Consider the following 12,414-nt stretch of genomic DNA (forward strand, 5'->3'; position numbering starts at 1 on the left):
GCTGCGGTGCAGAAAGTGGAGCGTGCAGAATGCGTGAGTGGTGGCGGGACGCGGTGATCTACCAGATCTATCCCCGGTCGTTTCAGGATTCGAACGGGGATGGGGTGGGCGACCTGCCAGGGATCACCCGCAGGCTGTCCCATGTGGCGTCGCTTGGGGTGGACGCCATCTGGCTGTCGCCGTTCTTTGCCTCGCCGGACCGCGACATGGGCTACGACGTGTCCGACTACACGGCCGTGAACCCGCTGTTCGGGACGCTCGACGACTTCGACGCGCTGATCGCGGAGTCGCACCGGCTGGGCCTGCGGGTCATCATCGACCAGGTGCTGTCGCACACCTCGGACCAGCATTCCTGGTTCAAGGAAAGCCGCAAGGACCGAACGAACTCCAAGGCCGACTGGTATGTCTGGGCCGACCCCAAGGCCGACGGCACGCCGCCCAGCAACTGGCTGTCGGTGTTCGGCGGCTCGGCCTGGCACTTCGACGCCGGGCGGCGGCAGTATTACCTGCACAACTTCCTGACCGAACAGCCGGACCTCAACTTCCATAACCCCGAGGTCGTGGACGCGCTTCTTGAATCCATGCGCTTCTGGCTGGAGCGGGGCGTGGACGGCTTCCGGCTGGATACCGTCAACTTCTTCGTCCACGACAAGAAGCTTCGCGACAACCCGCCCTCGGACTGGACCGATTTCCCGACGAACCCCTACGAGGCGCAGGACCACCGCTTTTCCAAGACCCGGCCGCAGAACATCGCGGTCCTTCAGCGGATGCGCAAGCTCACGGACGAATACCCCGACATCATGATGGTGGGCGAGGTCGGCGAGGCCGGGCGCCAGATCGACATCATGGCCGAATACACCTCGGGCGGCGACAAGCTGCACATGGCCTACAGCTTCGAGTTCCTGAGCCACGACCACACGGCCGAGCATTTCCGCAGCCGCATCTCCAAGTTCCTGGACAAGGCTCCGGACGGCTGGCCCTGCTGGTCGTTTTCCAACCACGACGTCCAGCGCCACGCGACCCGCTGGACCAAGCCGGGCGGCGACGTGGACGCGGTGGCCCGGCAGTCCATCGCGCTGCTCGCCAGCTTTCCCGGCACGCTCGGCCTCTATCAGGGCGAGGAACTGGGCCAGACCGAGACCGACATCCTCTTCGAGGAGTTGCGCGACCTCGGCTACATTTCCTTTTGGCCCGAGATCAAGGGACGCGACGGCTGCCGCACGCCCATGGTCTGGGAGCACGAGCAGACCAACGCGGGCTTCTCGACCGGCATCCCGTGGCTGCCCGTCAAGGCGCCGCAGGCCGCCCGCGCCGTGGACCTGCAGGAAGCGAGGAACGACTCCGTCCTGCACGCCTACCGGTCGAGCCTCGCCTTCCGGAAGTCGCATCCGGCGCTGACGCAGGGGGCCACCAGCTTCCTCGACCTGCCCGAGCCGGTGCTGGGGATCGTCCGCTCGCAGGGAGACACGGTGCTGACCTGCCTGTTCAACCTTGGCGAACGGCCGCTGACCCTGACGCTGTCGGGCCCGGCGCTGCCGGTGGGGCCTATCCATGCGGAGGTGGACGGCCTGACGGTGAGCCTGCCCGCCCATGGCTATGTCACGCTGGAGTCCGATGGTCCGCTGGGCGTCGTGGCGGACAGCGCGGGCCGCTCGGCGTCGTAGCGGCACGGCCCCCGCGCGGGGGTTCCAATCGGGGGGTGGCGCGGCTAGCGTCGCCCCACCATGACCGAAGAAGCGAACCTCGGCGTCGATATCGGCGGCACCTTCACGGACGTTGTGCTCGAAACGGGCGGGCGTCTCCACTCCACGAAGGTCCTGACGACCTACGCCGCGCCCGAGGACGCCATTCTGGACGGGATGCGGCAGGTCTGCGCCAAGGCGGGCCTTTCGCCCTCCGCCCTGACCCGGATCATCCACGGCACGACGCTGGCCACCAATGCCCTGATCGAGCGGCGGGGCGCTCGCACCGCCCTCGTCACCACCGAGGGCTTCCGCGACGTGATCGAGATGCGGACCGAGAGCCGGTTCGAGCAGTACGACCTCAACATCGTGCTGCCCGAGCCGCTGATCCCGCGCGACGCCCGTTTCACCCTGCGCGAACGGGTGGATGCCGGGGGCAATATCCTGACGCCGCTGGACCGCACCGAGGTAGAGGCGCTGGCCGACCGCCTGGAGGGCTTTGACAGCATCGCCGTGGGGTTCCTGCACAGCTACCTCCGCCCCGACCACGAGCGACTTGTGCGCGAGGTGCTGGCCGACAGGCTCCCGACACTGTCGGTGTCGCTGTCGAGCGACGTGTCCCCCCAGATGCGGGAATACGAACGCTTCAACACCACCTGCGCCAACGCCTACGTCAAGCCGATGATGGAAAGCTATCTGGGCCGCTTGCGCGAACGGCTCGCCCATGAGGGCGCAGCTTGCCCCATCTTCCTGATGCATTCCGGCGGCGGCATCGTGTCCATCGAGACCGCAGCCCAGTTCCCCGTCCGCCTTGTCGAATCCGGCCCCGCCGGGGGCGCGATCTTTGCGGCCGACGTAGCGCGCCGCCACAACCTCGACCGCGTGTTGAGCTTTGACATGGGCGGCACCACCGCCAAGATCTGCCTGATCCGCGATGGCCAGCCCAAGACGGCCCGCGTCTTCGAGGTCGCCCGCTCGACCCGCTTCAAGAAGGGGTCCGGGATGCCCATCAGCATCCCCGTGATCGACATGGTGGAGATCGGGGCGGGCGGCGGCTCCCTCGCTCATGTGGACTCCATGCGCCAGATCCGCGTAGGCCCCGAAAGCGCCGGAAGCGAGCCCGGCCCTGCCGCCTACGGGCGCGGTGGCCTGCGTCCTGCCGTGTCGGACGCCGACCTGATCCTTGGCCGCCTTGACCCCGACAACTTTGCCGGGGGCACCATCCTCCTCCATCCCGACCGCTCCGAACAGGCCCTTGTGGCCGAGGTCGGGGGCCATCTGGGCATGGACGCCGTGCAGGCCGCCTTTGGCGTCTCCGAGGTCGTGGACGAGAACATGGCCAACGCCGCCCGTGTCCACGCGGTCGAGAACGGCCAGGACCTGTCCGATTACACCATGATCGCGTTTGGCGGCGCGGCCCCCCTTCATGCGGGGCGGTTGTGCGAGAAGCTTGGCATCACGCGCCTCCTCGTGCCGCCGGGGGCGGGGGTGGGCTCGGCCATCGGGTTCCTGCGCGCCCCTTACGCCTTCGAGGCGACGCGATCCGTCTACATGCGGCTCGACGCCTTCGACGGGGCCCTGGCCCGGACGATCCTGGCGGACTTGTCTGAGGAGGCAGCGGGCTTTGTCCGGTCCTGCGACCCCCACGCCGATGTCCGCACCGACGCCAAGGTCTATATGCGCTACAAGGGCCAGGGCTGGGAGATCCCGGTGGCGCTGGACGGCGATCTTGCGGCCGCGCCCACGGCCGACGCGCTGGGCCACCGCTTCGCGCTCGGCTACGCCGCCCTGTTCGGCCGCGCAGTCGAAGGGCTGCCGGTGGAGATCACCGTCTGGGCGGTCAACGCCGCCACCCCGCTCGCGCCCACGGTCCCCACGCCAGAGACCCGTCCCGCCGGGGACGTCGAGGGCACGCCGCGTCGCCTGTTCGACCCCGTGACCGGTGCTTGGGCTGACGGGCGGACGCTCCCGCGCGAACGGCTGACCGACGGCATGGTCGCCCAGGGGCCGCTGGCGGTGACCGAGGCGGAGACGACCGTGATCGTGCCCCGGGGTTTCACCGTCACCGGCCGTGCCGATGGCGTGCTCGACATCCGGAGAACCTCATGAGCGTCCAAAGCCAGATCATGTGGAACCGCCTGATCTCCATCGTGGAGGAGCAGGCCCAGGCCCTCATCCGCACGGCGTTCAGCACCTCCGTGCGCGAAGCCGGGGACCTGTCCGCCGGCATCTACGACCAGCGGGGCCGGATGCTGGCGCAGGCCGTGACCGGCACGCCGGGCCACGTCAACGCCATGGCCGCCGCCGTCGCGCACTTCATGCGCGAGATCGGCGTGGACACGATGACCGAGGGCGACGTCTACATCACCAACGACCCCTGGATGGGCACCGGGCACCTCCATGACATCACCGTGGTCACGCCGGTGTTCCACAAGGGGAGCCTAGTCGGCTACTTCGGCTGTACGGCGCATGTGGTGGACATCGGCGGTAGGGGCTTTGGCGCGGACGGGGAATCGGTCTACGAGGAAGGGCTCCAGATCCCGATCCTGCGGTTCATCGACAGGGGGGAGGTCAACCGCACCCTGATCCAGATGCTCCGCGTCAACACCCGCGAACCCGATCAGGTGATCGGGGACATCTACGCGCTGGCCGCCTGCAACGAGGTGGGGCTGCGCCGCCTGGGCGCGATGCTTGATGAATACGGCCTGTCCGACATCGAGGCGCTGGCCGACTTCATCGTGGACGCCTCGCACGAGGCGACGGTCGCGGCCATCGCGAGGCTGCCAAAGGCCCGCGCCTGCAACACGATGACAACGGACGGCTACGCCACGCCCATCACACTGGCCGCGAGTGTGGAGACCTTTCCCGATTACGTGCTGGTGGACTTCGCGGGCACCTCGGCCCCCGACCCCAAGGGGATCAACGTCCCCTTCATCTACACGGTCGCCTACGCCGCCTACGCGCTCAAGATCGCGCTGGCGCCCGAGGTGCCGAACAACGCCGGATCGCTTGCGCCGTTCCGGGTGACAGCGCCCGAGAACACCATCGTCAACGCCCGCCGCCCGCACCCGGTCGCGCTGCGCCACGTCATCGGGCACCTGATCCCCGACACCGTCTTTGGCGCGCTCGACCAGATCCTGCCCGACACCGTCCCTGCCGAGGGCGCGGGCGCGCTCTGCAACTTCCAGGTCTCCCTGCGGGGCTCCAACGGCGAACGGTCCGAGGTGCTGACCTTCAACTCCGGCGGCACCGGCGCGCGGCCCCGGCTCGATGGCCTCAACGCCACGGCCTTTCCATCGGGCGTGATGACCATGCCCGTCGAGGCGACCGAGCACGCGGGTCCCATCGTCATCCACCGCAAGGAGCTGCGCCCCGACTCGGGCGGCGCGGGCCGACAACGCGGCGGCCTCGGCCAATACATGGAGGTCGGGCCCCGCGAGGGCTTCACGATGGAGTTCCGCGCCCAATTTGATCGCAAGGCGCATCCGGCGCGGGGTCGGCAGGGCGGGACCGAGGGTGGTCCCACGGTGGTCCAGCTTTCGGATGGCACGGATTTTCCCGCCAAGGCCCGCTTCGCGGTGCCCGAGGGGCAGACCGTCCGACTGGCCTTCCCCGGTGGGGGCGGCATGGGGCCCCCGTCCGAGCGGGACCTCCAGGCCGTCGCCCGCGACGTGCGGCTGGGCTACATCTCGGAGAAGGCGGCCAAGCGCGACTACGGATGGACACCGTGACGCCCCAGCACGCCTCCTATGACGTGGTGATCGTCGGCGGGGCGATGATCGGCTCCTCGGTCGCGTGGTGGCTGTCCGGCGACCCGGCCTTCAAAGGCCGCATCCTGGTGGTGGAGCGCGACCCGACCTACGCGCAGGCGGCATCCTCGCTCTCCCACTCCTCTATCCGCCAGCAGTTCGGTCAGGAGGTCAACGTCCTGATCTCCCGCTTCGGAGCCGAGTTCATCCACAGCTTCCGCGACTGGATGGAGGACCCCGAGGCGCCCGAGATCCGGCTCCAGAGCTTCGGCTACCTATACCTCGCCGACAACGAGGACTTCGCGGACGTGCTGCGCGACAACGCGGCGATGCAGAACCGCTTGGGCGCCGCGACCCGCATCCTGAGCCCCGCCGAGATCAAGGCCGAATGGCCCTGGTACGAGGTCGACGACATCCTCTGCGGCTCGCACAATCCGGTGGACGAAGGGTACTTTGACGGCGCGACCATCTTCGACTGGTTCCGCCGCAAGGCGCGCGCCAAGGGCGTCGAGACCATCCGGAACGAGGTCGCCGGGCTGGCAGTGCAGGGCGACCGCGTGACGGGCGTGACCCTGTCGAGCGGCGAGACGATCGGCTGCGGCTGGGTCGTCAACGCCGCCGGAACCCGTGGCCCGCGCATCGCCGCCATGGCGGGCCTGTCCCTGCCGGTGGAGCCGCGCAAGCGCTACTCCGTCCTGTTCAGCGCCGCCGAGCCCCTGCCCAAGGACCTGCCGCTGACCATCGATCCTTCGGGCGTCCATGTCCGCACGGATGGGCGCAACTACCTCGCGGGCTGCCTCCCCGACCCCGACCATGCCGCCGACCCGGACGACTTCGTCATGGACCACGCGCTGTGGGAGGAGGTCATGTGGCCCGCCCTCGCCACGCGCATCCCGTCCTTCGAGCGGCTGCGGGTCGTGTCCACCTGGGTCGGCCAGTACGACTACAACACGCTCGACCAGAACGCGGTGCTGGGGCCGTCGCCGGACGTCCCAAACCTGCTCTTCGCCAACGGCTTCTCGGGCCATGGCTTCCAGCAGGCCCCCGCCGTGGGACGCGGGCTGGCGGAATGGATCCTCCATGGCGGCTGGCGAAGCCTCGACCTGTCCCCGCTCGGCTACGACCGCATTACGCGGGGCGAGCCCCTGCGCGAACGCGCCATCATCTGAGGGTATGACATGCTGAAGAAGATCGTCCTCACCGGCGCCGCGGGCGAACTGGGCTCCACGCTCCGCGAGCCCCTGTCGCGGATGTGCGAGGCCCTCGTCTGCGTGGACCTCAAGGACGCCCCCGGCCCCCTCGCCTCCAACGAGTCCTGGGCCGTGGCCGACTGCGCCGAACTGGATCAGGTCGCTCCGCTGATGGAGGGGGCCGAGATCATCGTCAACTTCGTCGGCATCCCCGACGAGCGGTCCTTCGAGGAGCTTCTTCGCCCGAACTTCCTGTCCTCCTACGTGATCTGGGAGGCGGCCTACCGCGCCGGGGTGCGCCGGGTCGTCTATGCCTCCTCGGTCCATGCGGTCGGCATGTGGGAGACGAACGCGGGCATCGACACCGACGCGCCGCACCGCCCCGACACCTTCTACGGGCTCAGCAAGTGCTTTGCCGAAGACCTCGCGCGGCTCTACTGGGAGAAGCGGGGGTTGGAAGCCGTGTGCCTGAGGATCTTCTCGGCCACCGAGTCGCCGGAGAACCCCCGCGCGCTGGGCACCTGGCTGTCGCGCCGCGACCTCGTGCATCTGGTCGAGCGGGCGGTGGACTCCCCTACGACGGGGTTCTGCGTCGTTTATGGGGTGTCCGACAACGACCGCTCGCCGGTGTCGAACGCCAGGGTCGCCTTTCTGGGCTACCGGCCCCGGGACAATGCCGAAACCCATGCCGCCGCGATCCTGGCCAAGGCGAGCAGGCCCGACCCGTCGAACCTCGCGCAGATGCGGCTGGGCGGCCCCTTCGCCACGGTCGCCTTGGGCGAAAGCGGGGTCGCGGGGCTGGCGAAGCTGGTCAAGGGGGGCTGACGCGGAGGGGGCGTTCTGCTCCTCTGGCACGGCAACGTCAGTCGAAAGGTGGGACATCGCAGCCGTGACCCCGGTCATCCGCACCCTTCGTGCCGCCGAGGTCCTGGGCCGCGATGCCGTCGCCCTGACACGGGCGACATTGACGCCATCGCGGCCCCTGGGGCTGCATGACCACGACTTCTTCGAACTGCTCTGGGTCCAGAACGGCACCCTGCGCCACCACACCCCAGCCGGACGCCGCGACCTGCCCGAGGGCACGCTCCTGTTCCTGCGGCCCGAGCACGCGCACGCGCTCCAGAGCCGGGGCGAGGACACGCTGGTCGTGGCGGTCGCGCTGCATCCCGGTCTGGTGGCTGACCTAGGGCAGCGTCATCCGGCGTTGGGCGGGCGGCTGTTCTGGGCACCCGCCCCCACCATCCTGGGGCGCGACAGCCGGCAACTGGCCGAGTTGAACCAGGCGGCCCTGCGGTTGGAGCGGAGCGGGCGCGACGCGCTTGCGGCCGAGGGCTTCCTGCTTCCGCTGGTCGCGGCCCTGATGGCCGAGGACGTGCCGCTGCCCGACGACGCGCCGGACTGGCTTCGCGTGGCCTGCGTGGCCGCCCTGTCGCCCAAGGTGTTCCGCGAAGGGGCGGCAGGCTTCGTCCGGGCCGCGGGACGCGCCCATCCGCATGTCAGCCGCACGGCGCAGCGCTTCCTGGGGCAGACACCGACCGACTACGTCAACGCCCGCCGCATGGCCCATGCCGCGCGGCGGCTGGCTGGATCGAGCGATCCGCTGGCCGAGATCGCGGCCGAATGCGGGATCGAGAACCTGTCGCACTTTCACCGCCTCTTCCGCGAGGCGCACGGCACCACCCCCGCCGCCTGGCGCCGCCGCCACCAGCACGACCTCATGCAGCCGGGACTGCCTGCAAAGGACTCGGGCGAGGAGATTTGACCAAGTGGTCAAACCTTGCTTCATGGGGTACCTCTGTGCGACAGGTTGCGCAGACAAGGGAGGTCGCCCGTGCAGATCGACAGAGCCCAGACGCTCGCTCCGGCGGCGCTCCACGAACCCCGCAACCCCGGACTGCCCCTCGACCTCGACTGGGTCCGGCGGGTGCAGGCCAACACCTCGGCCATTGAGCGGCGCGCGGCGACGCTGCCGGGACGGCGGTCGGTCAAGAAGGACTGGCAAGCCGCGTGGCTGTGCCGGGCCATCTCGGTCATCGACCTGACGACGCTTTCGGGCGACGACACCGAAGGCCGGGTGCGCCGCCTGTGCGCCAAGGCCCGGCAACCGGTCAGCCCCGAGATCCTGGAAACCTTGGGCATGACCGGGCTGACCGTTGGCGCCGTCTGCGTGTATCACGACATGGTGCCTGCCGCCGTGGCGGCCCTGCGGGGCACGGACCTCCCGGTCGCCGCCGTGTCCACGGGCTTTCCGGCGGGTCTGTCGCCCTTTCATCTCCGTATCCAGGAGATCCGCGAAAGCGTGGCCGCCGGCGCGCGGGAGATCGACATCGTCATCTCGCGACGCCACGTGCTGACCGGCAACTGGCAGGCCCTGTACGACGAGATGCGCGAGATGCGTGAGGCCTGCGGCGAGGCGCATGTGAAGGCCATCCTCGCCACGGGCGAACTGGGGACGCTGAGGAACGTGGCCCGCGCGTCGCTGGTCTGCATGATGGGCGGGGCGGACTTCATCAAGACCTCGACCGGCAAGGAAAGCGTCAACGCCACCCTGCCCGTCACGCTGACCATGATCCGCGCGATCCGCGACTATCACGACGCGACCGGCATCCGCGTGGGCTACAAGCCCGCTGGCGGCATCAGCAAGGCCAAGGACGCGCTGAACCACCTCGCGCTGGTCAAGGACGAGTTGGGGGACCGCTGGCTCCGGCCGGACCTGCTCCGCTTCGGGGCATCCTCGCTTCTGGGCGATATCGAGAGGCAGCTCGAGCATCATGTGACGGGCGCCTATTCCGCCTCTTGGCGGCACGCCTTGGCCTGAGGGGGAACGCCATGACCATCAAGGAAATCTTCGACAGCATGGAGTACGGCCCCGCCCCCGAAAGCGCGTCCGAGGCGCTGGCCTGGATCGCCTCGCACGGGGGGCGCTTCGGCTGCTTCATCGACGGGGCCTTCACCGAGCCGGGCGAAACCTTTGCCACGAGCAACCCCGCCACTGGCGAGGCGCTGGCCGAGGTCACGCAGGCCACTCAAGGGGATGTGGATCGCGCCGTGGCCGCCGCCCGCGCCGCGCAGCCGGGCTGGACGGGCCTGGGCGGGCATGGCCGCGCGCGGGTGCTGTATGCCATTGCTCGCCTCTTGCAAAGGCAGTCGCGGCTGTTCGCGGTGCTGGAAACGCTCGACAACGGCAAGCCCATCCGGGAAAGCCGGGACATCGACATCCCGCTGGCGCAGCGGCACTTCTATCATCACGCGGGCTATGCCGAGCTGATGGAGACGGAACTACCCGGCCGAGCGCCCCTGGGCGTCTGCGGGCAGGTCATTCCCTGGAATTTTCCGCTGCTGATGCTGGCCTGGAAGGTCGCCCCCGCGCTGGCGATGGGCAACACGGTCGTCCTCAAGCCCGCCGAGTACACCTCGCTGACCGCGCTCCTTCTTGCCGACCTCTGCCGTCAGGCGGGGGTGCCCAAGGGGGTCGTGAACATCGTCACCGGCGATGGGGCCGTGGGCGAGATGGTCGTGGCCGCCCCGGTGGAGAAGGTCGCCTTCACCGGCTCCACCGCCGTTGGCCGCCGCATCCGCGAGGCCACCGCCGGAACCGGCAAGGCGCTGACCTTGGAGCTGGGCGGCAAGTCGCCGTACATCGTGTTCGAGGACGCGGACCTCGACTCGGCGGTCGAAGGGCTGGTGGACGCGATCTGGTTCAACCAGGGCCAGGTCTGCTGCGCGGGCTCCCGCCTCCTCGTGCAGGAGGGGGTGGCCGACACGTTCCACCGCAAGCTCCGCGCGCGGATGGCCACGCTGCGGATCGGCGATCCGCTGGACAAGGTCATCGACATCGGCGCCATCGTGGACCCGGTGCAGCTGGCCACCATCACCCGCCTCGTGGAGGCCAGCACCGAGGGCGAGCGCTATGTCGCCCCCTGCCCGATCCCGGCCAAGGGGTCGTTCTACCCGCCCACGCTCATCACCGGCCTGTCGCCTGCGTCCCCCCTGATGCAGGAGGAGATCTTCGGCCCCGTGCTGGTCGGCACCACCTTCCGCACGCCTGCCGAGGCGGTGGAACTGGCCAACAACACCCGCTACGGCCTTGCCGCGACGGTCTGGAGCGAGAACGTCAACCTCGCGCTCGATATCGCGCCCAAGCTGGCGGCGGGCGTGGTCTGGATCAACGGCACCAACATGTTCGACGCGGCAGCCCCGTTTGGCGGCGTGCGGGAATCGGGCTTCGGACGCGAAGGCGGCTGGGAAGGGCTGGCGGCTTACACCCGCCCTGCCGCGACGCCCGGCGCCGCGCTGAACCCGGTAGAGCCCTTCACGGGCGAGGGCCAGCCGCTCGACGCTCTCGACCGCACGCACAAGCTTTATATCGGCGGCAAGCAGGCGCGGCCGGATGGCGGCTACTCCCGCGCGGTCTGGGGCCCGTCCGGTGCGCTGCTGGGGCACGCGAGCCTCGCCAACCGCAAGGACCTGCGAAATGCCGTCGAGGCGGCGAACGCCGCGCGGTCCTGGGGCCGCACCACGGGTCACGCCCGCGCACAGATCCTCTATTTCCTGGCCGAGAATCTGTCCGCCCGGGCTGAGGAGTTCGCCCGCCGCATCGACGGATTGACCGGCCAAGGTGGCGCCGAGGAGGTCGAGGCGTCGCTGCGGACGCTGTTCCGCTGGGCGGCCTGGGCCGACAAGGTGGATGGCCGCGCTGCAGGCGCACCGTTCCGGGGCGTGGCGCTCGCCATGCGCGAACCGGTGGGGACCATCGGGGTGCTTTGCGATGACCGCGCGCCGCTTCTGGGGCTGGTCGCGGCCATGGCCCCGGCCATCGCCATGGGAAACCGGACGGTGCTGGTGGCCTCGGAGCCTTACCCTCTGGCCGCAACGGACTTCTATCAGGTCCTGGAAACCTCGGACGTGCCGGGTGGCGTGGTCAACATCCTGACCGGCTCGCACAAGGAACTGGCCCCGGTGCTGGCCTCGCACCTCGACATCGACGCGGTGTGGAGCTTCTCGTCCCAGCCGCTCGCGCGGGTGATCGAAGCCGGGTCGGCGGGCAACCTCAAGCGGACCTGGGTCGAGACCCGCGCCCGCGACTGGACCCGACCGGACGACCGCGCCTTCATCGACGCGGCGACCGAGGTCAAGACGGTCTGGATCCCTTACGGGGAAGGCTGAACGCCTCCCCCCAGGGTCAGGCGATGGCTACCGACCGAACCAGCCGCGACGGGGCCGCTCGGGCTGCCAAGCGGCGGACATCGGGTCGGCCCGGCGGCGCTGCCAGCGGCGGATGCGGGACCAGATCGCCCAGGCGACGGCGATGGTCAGGGTCAGGATGATGATGTTGAACCAGGGGATGACCCGCACGTCCCGGCTGGCAGCAGGCTCCATGGACACGGCATTGGGGAACATCGACAGGAACGGGACGCGCCAGCCATAATAGCGCATGATCACCCAACGCGGGGTGTCGCGGGTCGAAACGGCGTCCTGGGCCTCGGCCTGCAGGTTGGCGCTGTCGAACTTGAAGTAGGGCGGGAAGCCGAAGCCCGTGTCCTCGTTGCGGAACACCAGGGGTCCGCCGTCCCGCTTGGTCGTGTTGATGAAGAACACGTCGGTGACGACCTGGCCCTGAGCGTTGGCCGTCGCCTCGTTGAAGGAGCGGAAGCCCCGCACCTCGTCCGGCGAGACGATCCTGTTCTCCGTCGAGGTGACGTAGACCACCTCATGCCTGGGCAGGATGTAGTGGAGGAACAGCCCCACCACCACCAGCACGAGCAGCCCCAACACCCATTTCACGACGCGCAT

General features: G+C 69.3%; 9 protein-coding genes. 8 read left to right on the plus strand and 1 reads right to left on the minus strand.

Annotated features, from left to right (window positions below; all coding sequences use genetic code 11):
• The first annotated feature begins 29 nt into the window (after positions 1-29).
• The 8 genes from FHG66_RS02635 (at position 30) to FHG66_RS02670 (ending at position 11,787) form a co-directional block, all read left to right on the plus strand.
• Entirely contained in the window at positions 30-1,664 is a 1,635-nt protein-coding gene (locus FHG66_RS02635) for an alpha-amylase family glycosyl hydrolase (protein WP_139075137.1), read from the plus strand.
• A 60-nt stretch (positions 1,665-1,724) separates the two neighbouring features.
• A complete protein-coding gene (locus FHG66_RS02640) occupies positions 1,725-3,791 on the plus strand; it encodes a hydantoinase/oxoprolinase family protein (protein WP_139075138.1) in 2,067 nt (688 codons plus the stop codon).
• On the plus strand, positions 3,788-5,413 hold the full coding sequence (locus tag FHG66_RS02645) for a hydantoinase B/oxoprolinase family protein (RefSeq protein WP_139075139.1): 1,626 nt from the start codon (positions 3,788-3,790) through the stop codon (positions 5,411-5,413). Before FHG66_RS02640 ends, FHG66_RS02645 begins: the two co-directional genes overlap by 4 nt.
• Positions 5,401-6,600, plus strand: coding sequence for an NAD(P)/FAD-dependent oxidoreductase (locus FHG66_RS02650; RefSeq protein ID WP_139075140.1), 1,200 nt, complete (start codon positions 5,401-5,403; stop codon positions 6,598-6,600). The genes FHG66_RS02645 and FHG66_RS02650 overlap by 13 nt, the downstream gene beginning before the upstream one ends.
• Before the next feature lie 9 nt (positions 6,601-6,609).
• On the plus strand, positions 6,610-7,446 hold the full coding sequence (locus FHG66_RS02655) for an NAD-dependent epimerase/dehydratase family protein (protein WP_139075141.1): 837 nt from the start codon (positions 6,610-6,612) through the stop codon (positions 7,444-7,446).
• A gap of 64 nt (positions 7,447-7,510) precedes the next feature.
• Positions 7,511-8,383 (plus strand): AraC family transcriptional regulator, encoded by an 873-nt coding sequence (locus FHG66_RS02660; RefSeq protein ID WP_176556096.1) that lies wholly within the window; start codon positions 7,511-7,513, stop codon positions 8,381-8,383.
• Positions 8,384-8,452: 69 nt separating this feature from the next.
• Positions 8,453-9,439: a deoxyribose-phosphate aldolase gene (gene deoC / locus FHG66_RS02665; RefSeq protein ID WP_139075142.1), complete on the plus strand. Its 987-nt coding sequence runs from the start codon at positions 8,453-8,455 to the stop codon at positions 9,437-9,439.
• An 11-nt stretch (positions 9,440-9,450) separates the two neighbouring features.
• On the plus strand, positions 9,451-11,787 hold the full coding sequence (locus tag FHG66_RS02670; RefSeq protein WP_139075143.1) for an aldehyde dehydrogenase family protein: 2,337 nt from the start codon (positions 9,451-9,453) through the stop codon (positions 11,785-11,787).
• 27 nt (positions 11,788-11,814) lie between these two features.
• Here FHG66_RS02670 and FHG66_RS02675 read toward each other — a convergent pair whose 3' ends face one another.
• Entirely contained in the window at positions 11,815-12,414 is a 600-nt protein-coding gene (locus FHG66_RS02675) for a DUF1523 family protein (RefSeq protein ID WP_139075144.1), read from the minus strand.

The sequence above is a fragment of the Rubellimicrobium rubrum genome (assembly GCF_006152115.1).
Lineage (GTDB): Bacteria > Pseudomonadota > Alphaproteobacteria > Rhodobacterales > Rhodobacteraceae > Rubellimicrobium > Rubellimicrobium rubrum.